General features: G+C 64.3%; 13 protein-coding genes. 6 read left to right on the top strand and 7 right to left on the bottom strand.

What is annotated here, in order from left to right; all coding sequences use genetic code 11:
• Position 1: 1 nt before the first annotated feature.
• Complete coding sequence (locus tag IRI77_RS35665; RefSeq protein WP_194449680.1) at positions 2-1411, top strand: efflux transporter outer membrane subunit; 1410 nt, start codon at positions 2-4, stop codon at positions 1409-1411.
• 15 nt (positions 1412-1426) lie between these two features.
• On the opposite strand, the gene IRI77_RS35660 is transcribed toward IRI77_RS35665, so the two are convergent.
• Entirely contained in the window at positions 1427-5098 is a 3672-nt protein-coding gene (locus IRI77_RS35660) for a family 78 glycoside hydrolase catalytic domain (protein WP_228486493.1), read from the bottom strand.
• A gap of 243 nt (positions 5099-5341) precedes the next feature.
• Here IRI77_RS35660 and IRI77_RS35655 point away from each other — a divergent pair, with 243 nt between their 5' ends.
• A complete protein-coding gene (locus IRI77_RS35655; RefSeq protein WP_194449679.1) occupies positions 5342-7564 on the top strand; it encodes a GH92 family glycosyl hydrolase in 2223 nt (740 codons plus the stop codon).
• Here the strand turns inward: IRI77_RS35655 and IRI77_RS35650 are convergent.
• Positions 7542-8345 (bottom strand): pyrroline-5-carboxylate reductase, encoded by an 804-nt coding sequence (locus tag IRI77_RS35650; protein WP_194449678.1) that lies wholly within the window; start codon positions 8343-8345, stop codon positions 7542-7544. The genes IRI77_RS35655 and IRI77_RS35650 overlap by 23 nt on opposite strands.
• 216 nt (positions 8346-8561) lie before the next feature.
• Between IRI77_RS35650 and IRI77_RS35645 the strand changes: the two genes are divergently transcribed.
• The gene (locus IRI77_RS35645; RefSeq protein ID WP_194449677.1) at positions 8562-9620 is read left to right on the top strand and encodes a carbon-nitrogen hydrolase family protein; all 1059 of its coding nucleotides are present in this window, start codon (positions 8562-8564) and stop codon (positions 9618-9620) included.
• Positions 9621-9781: 161 nt separating this feature from the next.
• On the opposite strand, the gene IRI77_RS35640 is transcribed toward IRI77_RS35645, so the two are convergent.
• Positions 9782-11170, bottom strand: coding sequence for a glycoside hydrolase family 140 protein (locus IRI77_RS35640; protein ID WP_228486492.1), 1389 nt, complete (start codon positions 11168-11170; stop codon positions 9782-9784).
• Positions 11171-11330: 160 nt separating this feature from the next.
• Positions 11331-13034, bottom strand: coding sequence for a M61 metallopeptidase family protein (locus tag IRI77_RS35635; RefSeq protein WP_194449675.1), 1704 nt, complete (start codon positions 13032-13034; stop codon positions 11331-11333).
• Positions 13035-13220: 186 nt separating this feature from the next.
• On the opposite strand from IRI77_RS35635, the gene IRI77_RS35630 reads away from it, so the two are divergent.
• Entirely contained in the window at positions 13221-14750 is a 1530-nt protein-coding gene (locus IRI77_RS35630; RefSeq protein ID WP_194449674.1) for a glycoside hydrolase family 10 protein, read from the top strand.
• Between the two features lie 144 nt (positions 14751-14894).
• Here the strand turns inward: IRI77_RS35630 and IRI77_RS35625 are convergent, their stop codons facing one another.
• On the bottom strand, positions 14895-15584 hold the full coding sequence (locus IRI77_RS35625; protein ID WP_194449673.1) for a suppressor of fused domain protein: 690 nt from the start codon (positions 15582-15584) through the stop codon (positions 14895-14897).
• Positions 15585-15703: 119 nt separating this feature from the next.
• The gene (locus IRI77_RS35620) at positions 15704-17260 is read right to left on the bottom strand and encodes a sodium:solute symporter family transporter (RefSeq protein ID WP_194449672.1); all 1557 of its coding nucleotides are present in this window, start codon (positions 17258-17260) and stop codon (positions 15704-15706) included.
• A 224-nt stretch (positions 17261-17484) separates the two neighbouring features.
• Here IRI77_RS35620 and IRI77_RS35615 point away from each other — a divergent pair, with 224 nt between their 5' ends.
• Both IRI77_RS35615 and IRI77_RS35610 read left to right on the top strand, forming a co-directional pair.
• Positions 17485-18657: an L-type lectin-domain containing protein gene (locus IRI77_RS35615; RefSeq protein WP_194449671.1), complete on the top strand. Its 1173-nt coding sequence runs from the start codon at positions 17485-17487 to the stop codon at positions 18655-18657.
• Positions 18658-18837: 180 nt separating this feature from the next.
• A complete protein-coding gene (locus tag IRI77_RS35610) occupies positions 18838-19269 on the top strand; it encodes a hypothetical protein (protein ID WP_194449670.1) in 432 nt (143 codons plus the stop codon).
• Between the two features lie 126 nt (positions 19270-19395).
• Here IRI77_RS35610 and IRI77_RS35605 read toward each other — a convergent pair whose 3' ends face one another.
• The gene (locus IRI77_RS35605; protein WP_194449669.1) at positions 19396-19920 is read right to left on the bottom strand and encodes a hypothetical protein; all 525 of its coding nucleotides are present in this window, start codon (positions 19918-19920) and stop codon (positions 19396-19398) included.

Below are 19920 nucleotides of genomic sequence, written 5' to 3'. Positions count from 1 at the left end.
CATGGACCGCCGCATTCTTCTTGTATCCCTGGCCGTTGCGCTGGGCGGCTGCGTGCACAACCGCCCGTATGAACGGCCGCCGTCGCCGGTGCCCGCTGCCTTGCCTCACGCGCAGGCAGCGGAGCCGGTGCCCGCCGGCGCTTCACAGGCCGCGGATATTCCATGGCGGGCGTTCTTCCCGGATTCGAGACTTCAGACCGTCATCGAGACCGCACTCGCCAACAACCGCGATTTAAAGATGGCAGCGCTCAATATTGAGCGGGCCGAAGCGCTCTACCGAATTCAGAGCGCGCAGCAGCGCCCGACCGTCGCGGCCTCGGCCAGCGGCAGCCTCTACCGGCTTCCGAAAGACATGTCGGTGGCGGGGATTAACGTCGGCCAGGCGGTCACCATCCAGCAGTACACGTTAAACCTGGGCGCTGCGTCGTGGGAACTGGATCTCTTCGGGCGGATCCGCAGCCTGAAAGCAGCCGCCCTGGAGCAGTTCCTGGCCACGCAGCAGGCGCGCTCGGCGACACAGATCGCGCTGGTGGCCGGAGTGGCGGGCACCTACCTGGCGTTGGCCGCCGATCAGGAAAACCTGCGGCTGGCGCGATCGACGCTGGAGGCGCAGCAGGCCAGCTACGACCTGATCCGGCAGATCCGCGACAGCGGCATGGGCTCGGACCTCGATCTGTTCCAGGCGCAAAGCCAGGTGGAGGCCGCGCGGGTCGACATCGCCCGGTATTCGGGCCAGGTGGAGTTGGACGGGCATGCGCTCGCCCTTCTGGTAGGCGCGCCTGTCCCGCCCGGCCTGCAGCCGTCGGAACTGGGTCCCGGCAGCGCCATGAAGGAGATTGCGGCGGAACTGCCTTCCGAGGTGCTGCTGCAACGTCCGGACATCCTGATGGCCGAACACCAGTTGAAAGCCGCCCACGCCAGCATCGGGGCGGCGCGCGCTGCTTACTTCCCGCGCATTTCGCTCACCGCCGGCGGCGGCTCGATGAGCAGCGACCTCACGAAGCTGTTCAATGCCGGTGCCGGCACGTGGAACTTTGCGCCGCAGATCTCGCTGCCGATCTTCGATTCCGGAGCACGCAAATCGACCGTGAAGGTGGCGGAGACGGATCGGGCGCTTGCCGTCGCGGAGTATGACAAGGCGATCCAGACCGCGTTCCGCGAAGTGAGCGATGCGCTGAGCCAGCGCGACAGCCTACGGTCGCAACTGGTGGCGCAGAAGATCCTGGTGACCAGCCTGGAGCAGACTTACCGCATCGCCGGCGTCCGCTACCAGGCGGGCATGGACAGCTACCTCACGGTGCTGGTGGCGCAGCGCACGCTCTATCAAGGCCAGCAGGGGCTGGTGAGCCTGCGGCTGGCGCAGCTCGCCAACCAGGTGGCTTTGTACAAGGCGATGGGTGGAGGCGCTTAACCGCGCCTCTTCCCGTCAACGGTTCGCCATGAATTCGTAGCTGCCGGACTGCAGCAGATAAACGGCCTTGCCGTTCTCGAACTTCTGGAAGGTGATCCCTTTGGAGGAACCGGCCGGCTGCCCGCCTTCCTTCACGGCCGAGGCGTCGCTCGCCGGCAGGTATAACGTCGCTGTCGCGTTGGCCGGAACAGTCGCCTTGTAGGTGAGGGTTGTGCCCTGCACCTTCCAGGCGCTGCGGATGCGGCCGTACATCGAATCGTAGTAGCCTTCCGCCGAAGTCATGATGCCTGTCGGATCGGGCTCCGGCTGCAGGATGAACTTCTGGAAGCCCGGTTCGCCGCGCTGGATGCCCAGCGAGTAGGCCATCATCCACTGGCCCACGGCGCCGAACGAGTAGTGGTTGAACGAGTTCATGCTATTGTTGCCGCCGAAGCCGTTCTCCACCGTATAGCCGTTGAGCCGCTCCCAGATGGAGGTGGCGCCCTGGTCGATGGCGTAGAGCCACGAGGGGTACTGGTTGTTGTGCAGCAGGCGATAGGACAGTTCGCCCAGGCCGTTGTCGGAGAGCGCCTTATTGATCCACGAGGTGCCGATGAACCCGGTCATCAGCGAATTAGGCGGACGCACCACGCCGCCATCGTCCCTGTTCTCGCGGGCCACGCTGTCGGCGAGGTTTTTCGCCATGTGGGGGGTGTTTTCGGCGTTGAAGAGTCCCATCGCCAGGCCCACTGCGTAGGAGGTCTGCGTGTCGGCGACCTTGAACTCCATGGGCGCAGGGGGCCGGCCAGGAGGTCCGAAGGCGCCCCGTCCGCCCACCGTACCCAGCGTCTTCTTCTCAGCGTTCACAAACGTGGCATTGAAGAACGCCTTGCGCTTCTCGTACATGGCCCGGTATTTCGCCGCATCGGCCGGCTTTCCGAGGATTTCGGCGATCTGCGCCATGATTCCGAGGTCGTAGGCATGATAAGCGGTGGACAGGAATGGAGCGCCCAGCGCGTTGTTCTGCGGGCCCAGCCAGTCGCCCAACTGGCCATCGGAGCTAATGCCAGTCTTCGGATCGATGGTGGTTTCCAGGTAATCGATATACGCGGCCATGGCCGGGTAGTGCTGGGCCAGCAGGCCCGTGTCCTTGTACTGGAGGTAGGACTCCCAGGGCACAACGATGCCGGCGCTGCCCCACAGCACTCCGCCGAAGCCGCCGCCCACAGGCGCGACATCGGTGAAGCGGCCCGCCGCCGACTGCGTGTCGCGCATGGCGTACATGTGGCGCGTCAGGAACTGGTCAGCATTCGAAACATAGGTGGCCGTGCGAGAGAAGACGTTGATGTCGCCGGACCAGCCCATGCGCTCGTTGCGCTGCGGGCAGTCTGTGGGGATCGTGAGGAAGTTGTCAACATTCGACCAGACGAGGTTCGACCACAGGCGGTTCACCTTCTCGCTGGAGGTCTTGTAGTCGGCGGTCAGCTCCCTGACAGAACTGATCGCCACACCCTGCACCGCTTCCAGCGGCAGCGGCTTGCCGATGCCGGTGATCTCGATGTACTGGTAACCGTGCGAGGTGAACTTCGGCTGGAAGACCTGGCTGCCGGCCTTCATCGTGTAGACATCCTGGTTGAGGGCGGCGCGGTAGTTCTCCGTCATCAGCATGCCAACGTTCTGCCCAGACTCTTTCAAATCCGGGTAGAGCATTTCGGAGTAGCGCAGCGTGAGCCTGCCGCCCGCGTGCCCATTGGCGATGGTGATCTTCGGCACACCCACCATGTTCTGGCCCATGTTGTAGACGTAGACGCCGGGCCGGACCTCCTTCACGCTCTTCGCCGTGAGAGTCCGGAAGACGCCGGCGTTGTTGCCGATCTGGCCGACCAGCGCGAGCTTGTCGAACTGAAAAGGAGTGCCGGGCGCGCCCATCCGGCCCTGCTCCATGCCTGAGAAGGCGGTGCCCTCTAGCGGAACCACGGCCGCGGCTTTCCAATTGCTGTCGTTGTAGGCGGCGGTGGTCCAGCCATCGACCGCCGCGTCACGCGTGGAGTCGAGGATCTCGCCGAAATCCAGGCTGCTGTAGACCACCGGCCCGCCGCCGAAGTACTTCCAGGTTTTTCCGTTGCTGGTGATGGTATCGGAGGTGCCGTCCTTGTATGTCACCACGAGCTTGGCGAGCAGCGACTGCCGGTCGCCGAAGTGGTTCCAGATGTTGCCGAAGCTCAACAGGCCGCTCCACCAGCCTTCACCGAGCATCGCGCCCAGGGCGTTGCCGCCGGCCTTGACCAGGCTGGTTACGTCGTAGGCTTGGTAGAGGTGGGTGATGTTGTATTGCGTCAGGCCGGGATTGTAGTAGTCGTCGCCGACGCGTTTGCCGTTCAGGAAGACCTCATAGATGCCGCGCGCCGTGACGTAGAGGCGGGCGCCGGCAATGGGCTTGGCCGGGGTCTTGAAGGTGGTGCGCAGCATGGGCATCGAGTTCCGGCTGGGATCTTTCACCAGGAAGACACCCTTGGCCCCACCGGCCAGCACGTAGCGGCCGTTGGCCACGGAGAAGCCGGGTCCGGCGAAGATTCCCTGGTACGTGGCACCAGCCAGGTCTTCGTGGAACAGGATGTTGTTGGGTGCGCGGTTGTTGCGCACCGTCACGTCGCGGAACGTGGCGTTCTGGCCGGGCTCCACTGAGAAGCCGATGTCGCACAGCATGCCGAAGGGAAGGAAATTGCCGCCCACGCCCATGGGGTTGAGGTTCACGGCATTCGCGGGACCGCCGCGTCCGCCAGGCCCGCCCTGCGGGGGACCGGCCGGGGCCGCCGGCGCCGAAGCTCCAGTAATGTTGCCCTGGCCATCGATCGAGATGGTGATCTGCCCAAAGGCGCTGCGGAACTCAATGGCGTGCTCAGCGTTCTTGTTGGCGCTGTTGATCAGGTCGGCGGCCAACTCGAAGGTCTTCAGCGGTTTCGAGGGGGTATCGGTGTCCTTGTAACCCGCCCGGTAGACATTCAGCTTCGCCTTGCCGCCGGGTGAGCCGTCCACGGCCGCGATGTCGAGCTCCAGTTTGATGTAGCTCTCGTCCTTCCCGTTGGCGAGCTGATAGATGTTCTTGTTCTTATCCATCAGGCGCGAGTCGTTGGCTCCATACACGAAGCTGGCGCGCGTGCTGCCCGGCGCGATGGTCAGTGCGTACTTCAGGTCGAAGATCGTGAGGTAGGGCGCGTAGAGCACCAGATCCTCATTGCGGCCACCGATCCATTGGGCGCCGCCCCAGGCGGGGGCGTTCGGCGCCGGATCCATCACGCCGGTCTCGAACCAGGAGGCTCCGAGAAGTTTAGCGCCGGCCTGGTTCCAGACCGTGATGGTCCAGGAATAGCGGGTCGCTGCCTTCAGCGGACTGCCCCCATACTGGATTCCCAGCGAAGCCGGGGCGTCGACCTTTTTCGTGTCCCAAACGAGTTGGCCCTTAGGATCCTTGACCTCAAGCTGGTAAGCCACCTGGGCTGCGCCACGCTCGCCGGCCGTGGTGGCCATCTGCCAACTGAAGCGCGGCTGCGCCACATCGATGCCCAGCGGCGTGGGCCGGTATTCCACCTGCAGATTCTGGATGATGGAGGCCGCGTTGGCGGCCCAGGCACAGCAGAGCAGGACGCTCGTCAGGATGGCCAGGCGTCTCGCCGGCCCGCAGACCATGGATAGATACTTCTTGATCAATGCAACCTCCACTCGCCAACGCCGGTCCGCGGTCGACGGAGCGACGGACCAATTCATATCAGGAAATGGCCGAAAGGGAAAGCTGAGGAGCGGGCCTGGCGTTTGATTTCGCGCGGCAGCGTATGCGGGCGATCCTGCTACAGACCGCATCTATGAATCATGCCGCGGCCGGTGCAGCCACTCCTCGTGTAGCCCTTGCCGGGACCGGAGGAGCCCAGTTGGATAGAGTATTTATGGTTATCCATGCGTTTCCCTGTGGTCTGCCTCCTGGTTGCGCCCGCTCTTTTTGGCGCTGAGCGCGAGCCGCTCACTTTCGTGAATCCCCTTATCGGCACGGCGAAGAGCAAGATCGGCTACGGCGGGACGATGCCGTTTGTCTCGCCGCCGTTCGCCATGACGAACTGGACGCCCCAGACGCGGCAGAACAAGATCAGCATTACGTCCTATGAGTACGGCGATCCGACGATCACCGGCTTCATCGGCACCCATCAGCCCGCCATCTGGATGGGCGACTACGGGTACATCACGTTGATGCCGCAGACCGGGGCGCTACAGACTGCCGCGGAGGCGCGCGGGCTCCCATTCTCGCATAGCGACGAAACGGCTCAGCCGGATTACTATGCCGTCTCGCTACGTACCGCGGACGGCAAGACGATTCGCGCCGAGCTGACGGCTACGGAGCGCTGCGCGATCTTCCGGTTCCGGTTTCCGGAGAGCGGTACGGCTCGCGTGCTAGTGGAGACGTCGAGGCCGGGTGTCGCCGGTTTTGCCGCGGTGGATCCCACCACACATGAGATCACGGGCTTCAACCCGCACCGGATGGATGCGCACCTGGGTCCGCACAAACTGCCGAACTTCAAGGGGTATTTTGCCGTGCAATTCCGGCAGGCTCCGTTGAAGGCGGAGACATATGGGCTGGACAAGCAGGACGCCTCAGCGAGCCGGGGCGCGTACGCCGAGTTTCGTCCGGGGGAACTGGTGGAGGTCCGCGTGGGGACGTCGTTCCTGAGCGTCGAGCAGGCGCGGGAGAATCTGCGGCGCGAGATCCCGCAATGGAATTTCGAGGCGGTGCGCGGGCGGCTGCACGCCGCGTGGGCGGAGAAGCTGAACCGCCTGCAGGTGGAGGGTGCGACTGATCGCGAGAAGACGCGGCTCTACACCGCGCTCTATCACACGCTGCTGTACCCGCGGGTGTTTTCCGAGTATGGCCGCTATTACAGCGCGTTCGACGACCAGGCGCACCAGGGTGAGAGCTACACCGCTTTCTCGATGTGGGACACGTTCCGCGCGGAGAGCCCGATGCTGACGCTGTTCGCGGCGGAGCGGATCGATGGAATGATCACGGCCCTGCTGCAGAACTTCCAGGAGGGCGGCTGGATGCCGAAGTGGCCAAACCCTTCCTATACGAACATCATGATCGGGACGCATGCGGATTCGCTGGTGGCGGAGGCGCTTCGCAAGGGGTTCAAGGGCTTCGATCGGGAACTGGCGTGGAAGGCTGTTTACAAAGACGCCATGACACCGCCGGACGGAGATACGACGCGGCGCTGGCTGGACCGGGAAGAGGGCACTCCGTATGAGGCGCGGGCGGGGCTGACCTATTACAAACAGCTCGGCTATATTCCGACCGACAAGACCGATGAGGCGGCGTCGCGGACGCTGGAGGACAGCTACGACGACTGGTGTGTGGCGCAGGTGGCGAAGGCGCTGGGGAAGGAAGAGGATTACCGCTTCTTTCTGCGGCGCTCGTTGAATGACCGGAACCTGTTCAACCCCGCGCTGGGGCTGATGAACGGGAAGACTTCGGATGGCCGGTGGGCTCCGATCGGCGGACCGGCGGATACGCAGGGGAACCGCTCGGAGGCGGGTTGGACGGAAGGCGATGCGTGGGCGTATACGTGGTCGCCGCTGCACGATCAGGCGGGCCTGGTCCAACTGATGGGCGGGCGGGAGGCCTATGGAAAGAAGCTCGACGCGCACTTCAGCGGCGGCCACAATGTGCACAGCAACGAGCCCAGCCATCATTATGCGTACCTATACGATTTCGCCGGGCAGCCGTGGAAGACGCAGGCCAAGGTGCGTGAGCTTGCGGCCGCCGAGTATGGCTTCGATGAGGGCGGCCTGGATGGGGATGACGATTGCGGGCAGATGTCGGCGTGGCTGCTGTTCTCGGCGATGGGTTTCTACCCGGTGAATCCGGCGAGCGGCGAGTTCATGATCGGCAGTCCGATGTACAGCCAGATGAGCATCCGGCTGCAGAACGGGAAGACGTTTCGCGTGGTCGCCAGGAATGTGTCGGCGGCGAACATGTACATTCAGTCGGCGATGCTCGACGGGAAGCCGTTGAACGATCCGCTGATCACATGGGAGCAGATCCAGGCGGGAGCCACGCTGGCGTTCGAGATGGGGCCGAAGCCGTCGCGCTGGGGCAGTGCCTGGCAGGCTACTCCGATTTCGGCGAAGTAGCCGGGAGAGGTTGCATGCCGGAGGCCCTGCGATGCACGGCGTCCAGCGCATCAGTGAGGGTTTGGAAGACTCCATGATCGGTGAGATGGCGGAGGAGCTGCTCGTTCAGTCCGCCTGGTGTGGAGTGAGCCGCGGCCAGATCCGCGGGTGATTGACCCGACTCCTCCAGGCCCGTGCCAGCCAGGCCGGCGAACAGTTGAGCAATGTATTGCCGCGCCTGTTGTTCCGGAATGCCCTTCGCGGCGACCCACGATGAGATCTGCCCCATGAAACCGAAGTACGCCGCCATGGTGGAGGTGGCCGTACTGAGGGCATTGAGGTGCGCCTCGGTTTCAATTCCGAAGACCTGGCCCAAGGGGGCGAACAGGCTGGCGGCCACGCTCTGCGGCGGATAGACGGCGATGGGGCTGCGCCTTTGGGCGACCGAGGGTAGCGGGATGGCCCGGGAGATGGCGGCAGAGGGCGCGACGAGCCCGGCGATGCGGACCGCGGAGAAGCCGGCCACGAGACTGATGACGGTGTGGGTAGGGGCGAAGTGCAGCTCGGAGAGGACTTTGGGTGTGATCTGGGGCCGCACGGCGAGGATGATGGTGTCGCAGGTATCGAGTACGGCCTGATTGGACGCGCAGACGGTGACGTTCTCAAAGCGGGCGGCCAGTCCGGCGGCAATGGAGGGGTTGCGGGGCGATAGCCGGATGGGCTGGGCGGGTCCTCCGGGCATGCTGAGGCCGGTGACGATGGCTTCCGTGATGGCGCCTGTTCCTAGGAATCCTAGTGTCATGTGGTGTTGTTCATTGTCCCAGAGGGAGAGTGGTTCCGCAGGATGCTGTGGCCGGGAGACAGCCGGATGCGGGCTGGGGCAATGTGGTGGCGCACCCAGTGATCGCCTTCGTGCGCGGCCGGACTGTAGGGAATCCCACAGATCGGTGAAAGCCCCGCTGGGTTATCTGCGCATAATAGTAACCTCGCGTGCGAGGCTCTGCTCGAAAGGAACATCATGCCGGAGAACATTGTGATTGCGCTTTGGTCTTACGACAATCGCTGGGAAAGGTCGCTCGAATCGCGGCTGCTTGGCATCGATGTAAAGCTGACGACCGTCAACAAGTGGATCAGGGACAGCGCCGCGGAACTGACAACGGCATTGCCGTTCAAGGGGATTTTCCTGGCTCCTGAGTACTTCTTCACGTCCCCGGATACGGAACGGTTTCCCATGTCGGAACTCGAAAGGATCGACGTCGAGAGCAAACTATTGGGACTGAGCCGCAAGTATCCCCAGATCCTGATGGTGCCAGGCACGGTGTTTTACAGGAAGCAGTTGGTTCGAGCCCCGGGCTTTGACCTCAAGTTCGATCCGGCGACCGGGCAAAGGACGCTGGCGAAGACTTCACCCAATGACCGGCGCGCCAGGGCGATACAGAAGACACGCGCGTACATCGTGAAAATACCCGGTCAGCGAACACCAGCAGACTGGGATCTCCTGGACTGGCACGGAGCCGGATACAATGCGGGCGTCAACCCAGTGCCCTCGCTGCGGGACATCAGAACCACCTTAGGAGACAACACCAAAACTCCGCGACTTGCCAAGAATGCCGCCTACATGCTGCTGGGCGGGCGGCGTATTGCGAAGTACGACAAGCAGACCGACTTCGGAGAGGCCATCGGCTGCTCCCCTGAGGACCTCGCGTTCATCCCTGGTTCGTACAAGCAGTGCCCTGAAGTGGGCGGGTACCGCTTCGGCATGGAGATCTGTTTCGACCACGCCAACGCAATGCTGGCCCGGAGGAATGTACAACCACTTCATTTCCACTTGGTCGTCTCGGATTGGGTGGATTCCAGCGTGGGGAACATGGCGATGTCCGCGGGCGGCTATTTCGTGCACGCTTCGACGAATTACGCGGAGTCGTCGCTGTGGCGGCGTACGCTGGCCGGGGCCACTGAGGATATCACGCAGGATAACGCCTACTGGAGGTGGAAGAGCACGCCGACAACCCGGCTGGATGGCTACCTGGTGCCTCTGCCGGCGCCGCTGGTGCCGCCGAGACGAGCGCAGATTTAGCGGGTTCCTGGATACTGTCCGGGACGTCAAGAGCAAACTGATGGAGGATACGCTTGCGGGGCTCGTGGCTGTAAATGAGCCCGTCCCGGGGGCCAATCCATTGGCTACCGGAGGCACCGCACTATTCCCGGCGTCCACGTTTGCTGGCGGCCGGCTCCCATTCACCTGGCGGCCGGAGCCGGCGCTGAGGTGCCCGGAAGGGGAAACTGTGCGGCTTCGTCTTCCAGGATCAGGATCCAATCGTTCCCACGCCCCGACGTGGGCGGCGTGTAGGTCTGGTAGCCCCAATTGTCGGAGATGTGAATTTGGCGGGCGACTCCGTAGCGGGGGTCGTACCAGATCTCCCGCACCCGCTTGGCCTGGATGGCGTTCTTGTCGACTGTGAAGCTTTCGCCGCGCGGGGAGTAGATGAAGGCGAACGATCCGTTGGCGGCTCGCAGCGCACGGACCTTGGCTCCTCCTGTCGCTGGTCCGGACTTGACGATGGCGGGATAAGGTTCCAGCGTCTGGAAAGGCCGCGAATCGAACAGGCGGCGCACGAAGGTCATCTGGAAGGCGCCGGGGTGGTCGAGAGCCTCATACCAGGGGATGTCGGAGAAGATGGCTGGAGCGCGGCCCGGTTGCCACATGGGCCAGATGTTGTTGTTGCCGTAAGTGTGGCCGCAGGCGCCTGCAAACAGCGACCAGTAGGCCGCCTGGCGGGCATCGTAGTCGTCGAAGCGAATGTGGCGGCTGTAGTTCTGAAAGTAGAAGCCGACAGGCATCTGCTCATAACGGGGTTCCCCGTCCAGGGTCGGCTTGGGCGGCTGCAGGGCGTAGTCGTGTTCCGCGTACAGGCCGTTGTCGTGATCCTGCGCGCCATGAGAGGACTGGTACATGTTGAAGTCGAGCCACGGCGCGTTGTGCAGGTGGTTGGAGGACTGGCCCGGCCCCGAAGGATGGAAGGTCTTGAGGTGCGTCTTCCCGTCACCCTCCTCCAGGCCGGCCGCCATCGCATTCATCACGGCGCGTTCCTCCTCACTGGTGATGGTGCGGTCGCCGCCAAGGATCCAGATGATCGGTTTGTCCTTATAACGGCGGCCCAGGAAGCGGCCATAGGTCCGGGCATTCTCGACATTGAAAATGTGGCCGGTGTTGCCTGGCGTGAGATTCCAATACGAACCCCAGGTGGGCAGCATGCCGACGAACAGGCCAAGAGATTCCGCCTTGCTGACGATATAGTCCACGTGCCGGAAATAAGCCTCGTTGGGCTGGGCCGGATCCTTGCCGTTGAGGGGCAGGTCGCCGTAGGCATTGGGTTCAGTCAAACCGCCGATCTGGGCCAGGACCACGGCCTGGATCACGGTGAACCCCTTGCGGGCGCGGTTCTCGAGATAGCGGTCGACCGCTTCGCGATCCAGGCGGTGCATCAGTTCCCACGCGGTGTCGCCCAGGTAGAAGAAGGGCGTGCCGTCCTCGTACTGAAGGTAGTGGTGGTTCGCTGAGACTTTCAACCGGCCGCGCACGGCGCCCCAGACTGGGCAGGCCGCAGCCAGGCTCAGGGTGAGCAATATGAACGCGAGGCCCGTCGACCCACGGGAAGACCGGCGAAAGATTCCATCCGTTGTGCGAGTTCCAGCCGACATAAAATGATGCCCAATCTCACGGAGAACATGCTGTGCCGCACGGCCTGCGTGCGCAGCCAAGAGCACGGAGCCAGCATATCGGAGTTCACCGGCGCGGAGGGCCACCGGCCATGCGCCACTGCCACGCGTCCACTTCCTCGCCGCGCGGCAGATAGGTGATGACGAGCGACTGCCCCGCCCTGCTCACGTGCAGAGTCAGGGTGGCTTCCTGCTGCGCCTGCACCACATCCTGGGGGACCGGCCTCGTGATCTCATCCCCATTCCGCAGGCCGGCGCGCGCGGCCGCCGAATCCTCCTTGAGCCCGCGCACCACACGCCGCGGCTCAATGAGCACCTCGGGCGCGAAGCCCAACTCGTAGCGGCGCAGCCGCGTGGTGGTGCGTTCAAACTGCGGCCCGAAGGCACCGGACTCCGGGAGCTGCAGCGCGCCCGCCAACATCGCCCGGTAGGACTCGGGCCCCGGCGTGCCCAATGCCTGTTCCAGCAGCGAGCACCACGCGGTTTCGTCCAGCGGCAGCGCCCGCTTGCGCCGTGCGAGGAATTGCATCAACAGTTCGTCCAAACCAGTCTGCGCATGGGACGCCGCCCGCAACTGCGTGTCGAGCACCGCAAAGTACAACGAGCCGCGGTCGTACGGCAACACCCGGATTCTTGTATCCGCCCAGAACCGCTTCGGGATCTCCGAGTTCGGCGTGCCCAGGAACGCATTCGTGTAGTAGCGGCCCGCAGTCGAGTTGAGGTCGTGCAGGAATTCGGCAGGCGTGATCTGGCCGGCGCGCAAAGCCAACAGCCGGGCGTAGTGCACCGCCAGCCCCTCGGAGAACCAGGAGCCTTCCAACCCGGCCGGCTGATCCAGTCCTCCGGCGAAGGTGTGTAGCATCTCGTGGGCCAGCGTGATGGTCAGATCCTCCGCGGTGACCTTCGGCCCGAAGGTTGCAATAAACGAGTCGGTGAGCCCCATCCCGCCGCCGGGATTCACGGGGTTTTCGCGCAGGAAGACCCCGTACGGCGACTCCGCCGGGCGGCTGAAGAATTTCTCGTAGAAGGCATACAGCTTCTGTTCGGAGGCCATCAGGCGGGCGAGGTCCATCGGCGGAGTTCCGTGCCAGGCGGAGAAGAAGCCGCGCTCGGGTGGCTGTTCGGGAAAGAGTTGGAGCCGCCCGGCCAGGAAGAAGGTCGACTTCAGCCGGCCTATCGCATCTTCCAGGAGGACGGTCCGGTCGCCGGAGCCCAGGCTCGAAACACCACGCGCGCCGGCAGGCATTGCTGATAGATCCCAGTGCAGGCGGAGACGGTCGGGCGCGGCGCTCCGCGGCAGAAGGAGAAAGCTCGCGCCGGCTCCGGAGAATGCTCCGGTATCGGAGCGTAATTCGAGAGGGGGAGCGGCTCCGCGAGGCGCCGGCCGGTTCGAGATGGGCGCGCGGTAGCGCAAGGTCACGGGACCCTGGACCGGGCGTCCGGCCGACCAGTGCCTGGCGGGGCCCTCCGCGGACTCCGGATCGTCCGTGACCCGCAGCGGCAGGGGTCCGGCTGCATCGCGGGCCGTGACGAGCGTGATGGTCCGCGCCACCGTCTCGACGTTGTTCGGAAGGAAGGCCAGTTCGACCGTGGCAAACACGGGAAAGACCAGCGTCACGTCAACGGAGGGGATGATTCCCGCTGTGTCCGGTGCGGCGGGCCGTAGAGTCAGTTCCAGGGCGGGCGGCGCGCCCGGCGGATTGTCTTGGGCGGCAGGCAGGAGGGAGGCCGCCATCAGGACGGCCGGGAGAATGATACGACGTTTCAGCATGGATCCGGTGAGGACCTCCGGGGCTCCGGGTACTTCATTTTAGATGGGTGGACTGCCTGCCCTGTTGGGCGTGGTGGGGGACGTGACACGTCGCGGCACCGCCACCGCTGGAGCCTCGCCGTGGGCGACGCCCTCCATGCCGGCAGCGATTCTGAGGGCAGGGGCCTATCGACTAAGCTGGTCGGTATGAATCGACGGCAGTTTGTGCAGACGGTGGGGTCGGTGGCGAGCGCCCAGCCGCTCAGCGCGGCTCGGGGCACTGCGTTGTGCCTGAATGAAGACAATAGCCACTGGTTCTTCACACGAGCGGGCCAGACGCATACGAAGGAGTCAGTGGCCGCGTTCGTCGATCAGTATGCGGAGACACAGGTCCGTGAGCTCGTGCTCAGCGGCAACTCGCAGCGGACCAGTTTTGCGAGCAAGGTTTGGGACCCCATTTGGAAGGGCTATGATCCGGACGGCCCTGACGATCAACCGCTGTTCCGGTCCACTACGGGCGAGGGGCGGGTGAATGCACGGAAGTGGGTGCACACGGCATGGTCGCTGGCGCAGCAGGGCATCGATCCCTATGCCGTGTGGATTGAACGCGCGCGGAGGCGGGGGCTGTCGCCCTGGATTTCGATGCGCATGAACGACCTGCATAACGTCGACGACCCGGACAGCTACATGCACAGCACCTTCTGGCGGCAGAATCCGCAGTTCCGGCGGCTGCCCTGGAGAGCCGTAGACTGGCGCGACCGCGCGTTCGACTTCGCGCACGAGGAGGTTCGGGCGTACCATTTCCGGCTGGTGGAGGAGTATCTGGAACGGTACGACGTGGATGGCCTGGAACTCGACTGGATGCGGTTCGGCTTCCACTTCAGCCCGGGGCGGGAGACAGAGGGCGGCCGGCTGCTGACGGAGTTCGTTCGAAAGACGAGGCGGCTGGCGGACAGTTGGGCGAAGCGGAGGGGCCACAAGATCGGGTTAGGCGCGCGGGTCCCATCGCGTCCGCAGACTGCGATCGACCTGGGGCTGGATGGAGCCCTGTGGGCCCGCGAAGGGCTGATCGATCTGCTGGTCTTCACGCCGTTCTGGGCGAGCGCCGAAACGGACATGCCGGTGGAGTTGTGGCGGCGCCTGGCTGGAGACCGGGTGACCCTGGCGGCCGGGCTGGAACTGCTGCTGCGCCCCTATCCTGCCTACCGGCCGATTCCGATGAATTCAATCGAGACGGTGCGGGGCGCCGCGGCCTCCCTCTTGGAACGCGGAGCAGACAGGGTGTACCTGTTCAACTACATGGATTCGCAGACGCAGATGCCGGACGCGGAGAACTACCCCGCCCTGCTGCACGAATGCGGGCGGCTGCAGACGCTGGCGGGCAAGGCGCGGCGGCATGTCGTGACCTATGCGGATACGTCGGCTCCGGGCGAGCCTTCGCCCACGCAACTGCCGCAGAAGCTGGCGGCCGGGCAGTGGGCGGCGTTCCGGGTGCACTGTGGGCCGGCCTTGCAGCGCGCACGGGTCAGGATGGAACTGGAGGGAGGCGGGTTGGGCGCCGTGCGGGTCAACGGGCAGGAGTGCAGTGCGGCAGGTGCGGAGATGGGGGTGAAGCCTGGTCCGGAGCGCGGATTCATGACCTGGACGATGCCGGGCGGCGTAGCGGGCCGGGTCGTGATCGACGTGCAGGCGCAGGCGGCCGTGACGATTCACTGGGTCGAAATTGCGGGCACGTGAGCGAGGGTAGGGCAGCGGGCCAGTGAGGCCGAACTAGTCACATTCCGGGATTGCCGTTGCCTTCCGGTGCGCCCCTTGGGGCCCGGAGGGGCAGCAGGACTGAGCAGCGACAACCAGGAACCACGCGGGCGGGCGGGCTGTCCGCTACACGTAGCTCTTGCGCGAGGGGTTGAATACGTGGGGATGGCGGTTCGCCTGGAATAAGTCGAGGATGGCGCCGAAGCCGTGCTCCAGCTTCAGATTGCATTCGGGGGTGGAGAGCGGGACCACCCAAAGGAAGTGCACGGGGTCGCCGGACAGAACCAACTTTTCGGGAAGCGCCTGGTCGCGGCGGACGATCGTGGGCATGAACAGCAGCGTGTCCAGGACTTGGCTGCCCCAAAACGGAGCCGGTGGGTTGCCGTTGGGCATCGTGTGGCCGTAGCTCAGCCAGGTCTTCCGGTCGTGAAGGAAGCGGCCGACCCAACGCAGCGTGTCGATGTACTCCTGACTTGGCTCCGCGCAGTAAAAGATCAACTCGACGCGGCGGGGTGCGTCCTCGCCGGCCGCCGGCGGAACGTGCATGGGCAGATCGCTCATGCCGCTGGTCACCAGAGCCACCACTTCTCCCTGTGGGCTGGAGCGAACATACGTGTGGACATCAATGCGAGGAACCAGCGGGATGGCTTCGAGGTCAATGTGCCGCGGTTCACCGAGCAGGGCCTGATAGGCTTCGTCGCGGGCCGCCGCAAATTGAAGCGAGGAATCCCCAGGCTGGCCAGTCTGGGGGTGAGCCCATTCACCGCTGGAGTATCGGCGAATGGTGGAACCTCCGGGCGATTTTTCTTCCGGCAATATTCTCTCCTCACGGGATTATATCGTTCGCGCAATAGGCGCCGTTTATTCCGCGGATTTACCTGCTCATCGAACGCCGATTCCCGTCCGAACTCCACCGGAAGCGCGGCCTTTCAAGCTTACCGGAACGCCCACCACAGGACCAGCGTGCACATGAAGAGCCCTACGGCCCAGAGGCGATAGCCCGTCCCTGCCGTTGTCTGTGCCGGGGCGGATCCAAACACATTGCCCTCCACCTTGCTCTGGGCCGGCGGCGCGGTCATGAGACTGACCACCACCATGGTGACCGCGGCCAGCACCCACACCAGGATCGACCGGTGCAGGAACGAGGTGAGATAGGGGTGCGCGACCAGGCCCCAGCCGAGCGTCTGGTCCATCATCAGGAACAGGCCCAGCGCAAACCCGGTCGTTCCGCCGGCAATGGCTCCGGCGGTGTTCCCGCGTTTCCACAGCAGGCCCATGAAGACGACCGCGCCTAACGGCACACCCAGATAAGCGGAGAGCATCTGGAGGTAGTTCCAGATCGTGACGGAGCGGCCCACCAGGGGCGCCGCCAGCACGCCCAACAGGGCCATCAGCACGGTGATCTTCCGCCCGATGGCGACCTGCTGCTCGTCGCTGAGGCCCGGCTTCCAGCGCATGAAGAAGTCGCGGACCACCAGGGTGGCGCTGGCGTTGTAGCAGGCGCTCATGGAAGACATCAGGATCGCGATGAGCCCGGCCAGTACGACTCCGCGCAAGCCAACGGGCAGGAGGTCGCTGACCATGCGGGGATAAGCCATGTCAGCCCGGGCCAAGTTCGGATAGAGGGCGTGCGCGATGACACCGGGCAGCACCAGAATGAACGGGATGAGCAGTTTGAGAAAGCCGGCGAAGATGGCGCCCTTCTGGCCGTCGTCCACTGAGCGCGCCCCCAGGACGCGCTGGACGTTCGTCTGGTCCATGCACCAATAAAACATGCCGCCGAACAGGTTCCCAATCAGGAACCCCGTGATGGGCAGTTCAGAATCGAGCGGCTTCACCATGTGGAGCAGCGCGGGATCGACGCGAGCCGTCAGGCCGCTCCAACCGCCCACCGCCACCAGTCCGACGATGGTGAGGACGATGCCGCTGATGATGAGCCACGTGCCCTGCACCATGTCCGCATAGACCACGGCGCGCAGGCCGCCTTTCATGGTGTAGAGGGCTGTCAGGATGGACAGGGCGACCATCACCCCGGTCTGGTTCCAGCCAAAGAGGAGATGGAGCAGGAGCGAGCCGGCCCAGAGGTCGATGGCGTTCTTGGTGAGCACGTTCATCAGCAGCAGGTTGCCCGAGAGGAAGGCGCGTAGGCCCCAGCCGAAGCGGTGCTCGAGGAACTCGGGAATGGTGTAGATCCGGCGGCGCAGGTAGAGCGGAGTGAACAGGGACGCGAGGATGATGAGGCACCAGGCGGCCATCCACTCATAGCCGCCGGTGACCAGGCCGACGCGGTAGCCGTCTCCTGCCAGGCCGACGACATGCTCCGCCGAGATGTTTGAAGCCAGCAGCGACATGCCGACAAACGGCCAGCGCAAATCGCGGCCAGCCAGGAAATACTCGGCGTCGGTCTGTTTCTTACCGGCTGCCCGCAGCACCGCGCCCACTACGAGGACCAGGCTGAGAACGATGACTACGGTATCGATGATGCCAATCACTATTGAAGCGCCCCTCTGCGTTTTTTAGTTCTGGGTCCTTACAATTGTATTCGCGAAGCAGGGAGTTTGTGGGTGGCCGTAGAGGAAAATCATCCAGGCCTCGCTGCAAGCATGGCGTGAACCATGCAGCGGCCTGCATTTCCCTGTGGGATCCCTTGCTGGGGCGCGATGACGGATTGCGCCGTCGACGAGTCAGGGGCTGCTCGCGCGATATGCTCAACCTCATGGATCGGTTTCCTTCGCGGTGTGTCGCGGCAGTACTGGCGGCCGCTGCAGCCATGGTCATGGTGCGGGGGCAGGAGGGGTTCAAGCTCCAACTCGTGGGTGACGCCGAAGTGTGGCAGAACCGCATCCGCCTGACACCTGCCCTTCCGCAGACGGCCGGCGCCGCCTGGTTCGCTGAGCGCCAGCCAATCGCGGCCGGCTTCGAGATGGTGTTCCAGTTTCAACTGACGCAGCAGGGCGGGTTGGGCAACGGCGCGGATGGTTTCGCCTTCGTGCTCCAAAACAACGGGCCGGAGGCGCTCGCGGGCCGAGGCTCGGCTCGCGGCTTCGCACTGGGCGACGGACGGCAGGACCGCTCGCAACCCGGCATTCCACACAGCATCGCAGTCTTCTTCGATACGCACCGGAACAGGGACGGGCTGGACCCATCCGACAACTACATCGCCGTGTGCACCAACGGCCAGGTGGGCAAGATGCGCTGGCCGCCCAATCGCCTGGGGACCGGCACCAGGCTGAAGATCCGGCTCAAGGACGGGCGCCCCCACCTCGCCCGCATCCGCTACAAACCGCCGATGCTGCTGGTCTACCTGGACGACGGCGAGCCGGAACTGCGCGTACCGGTGGATCTGTCCACCGTCGTGGATGCGCAAGGGCGGGCGTTTATCGGTTTCACCGCGTCCACCGGCGAAGGCTGGGAGAATCACGACATTCTCGGCTGGAAGTTCAAACCCGATGAACCGCAAGTGTCGTCCGAGATTACCGTCGTCAATTCGGAGATCACCTTCAGCCCCACTACTTGCCTCAGCGGACGGAATCTCTGCACTCCGCCCGAGGCGATGGTGGAGGAACACGGTCCGGGCCAGTATCACGTCGTCCTTCCAGCTCACCTGGAGTGGGGTGCCGGCATCCCCAATCCCCAAAAGCTACAGGCAGTCATAACGAACACCAGGGGCAATGCGTGTTGGGACCTGGACAATCCCTCAGCCGGCTGCGGAGGCCCGGATGGTGTCGCCGGCCCCCGCAACGACGCGCTGGTGTCGCCTGACCAACCGGCCGGTGCGCTGATCTCCAAATCGGAGAAAGGGCGCGTCTGGTTCACGGTGAACGGCCGCAAGGGAAAGCGGTTCGCTTCCAATCAGGGATTCTACGAGTTCGACGTGACGCTGCGGTAGCGGGCTTGTCCTGAGAAGCGAATCAATCGGTCGGTATGTGGGGCGTCGCAACAGGACACTAGGCAGAGAGAGAGGAGGACGGCCCGCCGGTGAAGGCGCCGGTCGAAGCGCAGCCAGTGCTGAACCGGCGGAATCATGCTATAAACTCCTTCTGTGAACCCCGCCGGAATCCTTCAAAACTTGGCCGACCTCATGACGCGGCTGCCTGACGAGTCCGTGGAAGGGCTGCTGTTTGCGTTCAACTCCGTCGTGAACACCCTGGATGCGCCGGGACGCGCGTCGGCCATCGAGCTACTCAAAGGCTCCGCCGGAACCTGTTCCGAGGCCGCCCGAGGCGACCGGCTGATGCAGGCCGCGGAGGCGCTGGCGGGTGGCGGTGCCGCGGGCGCGGCTGCGAATCTCCCCGAAGCAGCCCGAGGAGTGACGCAGCAGGAGTGGGACGAGAAATGGGCGCCCACGTTCCTGCCTCCTCCCGAGGCCGATCTGGAGGAGGAGGACGACGAGGAGCGAGAGGTGTACGACGAGGAAGATCTGGAAGTGGAGGAGGATGACGACGACAAAGACGAGGACGACGAAGATGACGTGGAGGATGATGAGGAAGATGAGGACTGAGGCCACTTGCAGGGGGAGACTGGATCTCACAATCGCCCCCTGCGATCCGGGCAATTCTCTCGCTGATTCCTCCACACGCTGGTGAATCCGGCGGCCAGCGGCAAGCCGTGCCCCGCGCGTGTTGTCTCACTCTCCGCCGGTGAGTTCAACCAGTTCCTTCCTGGCACTTCTCAGCCGCCCGACGCCCACACGCTGGTTCAGCAACAGAATCGCGGCGAAGACGAGGGTTACCAGTGTGACGGTGAGCACGGGGCCAAGGACGCCGCGGCCTTCCCTGGTCAACCGCAACGCAGCGCCGGCATTGGCAATCAGCAGCCCGGCATAGAGCGGCCCCAGGTACCAGAACTGCACGGTCTGGAGGAGGCGGATCTGCCGGCTATAGTTCTCCAGCAGCACCTTGCGATAAGCAGACAGGTCGAGCCCCGCATCCACGGGGCTCGGCCCCCGGCCGTGGTGCCGGACGTAATAGATGATCCAAAGCCCGCTCAGCGAAACAATGGCCAGGCCCAGTTGTTCCAGGGGGCTCGGCGCGCGCAGGGCGGCCCAGCCGAAGAATGCGGTAATCAACAGGGCAGCCGCGCATTCGAGTGAGTTGCGCCCGGCAATCTGCCGGTCTAGCGCCCTGGTTCGTTCGATTGCCAGGTGAAGCAT

Source organism: Paludibaculum fermentans, assembly GCF_015277775.1.
In the GTDB taxonomy this organism is placed as follows: Bacteria; Acidobacteriota; Terriglobia; order Bryobacterales; family Bryobacteraceae; genus Paludibaculum; species Paludibaculum fermentans.
Note: the sequence above shows the minus strand (reverse complement) of the source record. Positions and strands in the feature narration are given on the sequence as shown.

Excerpts from the sequence above, each read along its gene's own strand:
- IRI77_RS35665 (WP_194449680.1), top strand. The coding sequence starts at position 2 with ATGGACCGCCGCATTCTTCTTGTATCCCTGGCCGTTGCGCTGGGCGGC.
- IRI77_RS35645 (WP_194449677.1), top strand. The coding sequence starts at position 8,562 with ATGCCGGAGAACATTGTGATTGCGCTTTGGTCTTACGACAATCGCTGG.
- IRI77_RS35650 (WP_194449678.1), bottom strand. The coding sequence starts at position 8,345 with ATGACACTAGGATTCCTAGGAACAGGCGCCATCACGGAAGCCATCGTC.
- IRI77_RS35630 (WP_194449674.1), top strand. The coding sequence starts at position 13,221 with ATGAATCGACGGCAGTTTGTGCAGACGGTGGGGTCGGTGGCGAGCGCC.
- IRI77_RS35635 (WP_194449675.1), bottom strand. The coding sequence starts at position 13,034 with ATGCTGAAACGTCGTATCATTCTCCCGGCCGTCCTGATGGCGGCCTCC.
- IRI77_RS35615 (WP_194449671.1), top strand. The coding sequence starts at position 17,485 with ATGGATCGGTTTCCTTCGCGGTGTGTCGCGGCAGTACTGGCGGCCGCT.
- IRI77_RS35605 (WP_194449669.1), bottom strand. The coding sequence starts at position 19,920 with ATGCTTCACCTGGCAATCGAACGAACCAGGGCGCTAGACCGGCAGATT.
- IRI77_RS35655 (WP_194449679.1), top strand. The coding sequence starts at position 5,342 with ATGCGTTTCCCTGTGGTCTGCCTCCTGGTTGCGCCCGCTCTTTTTGGC.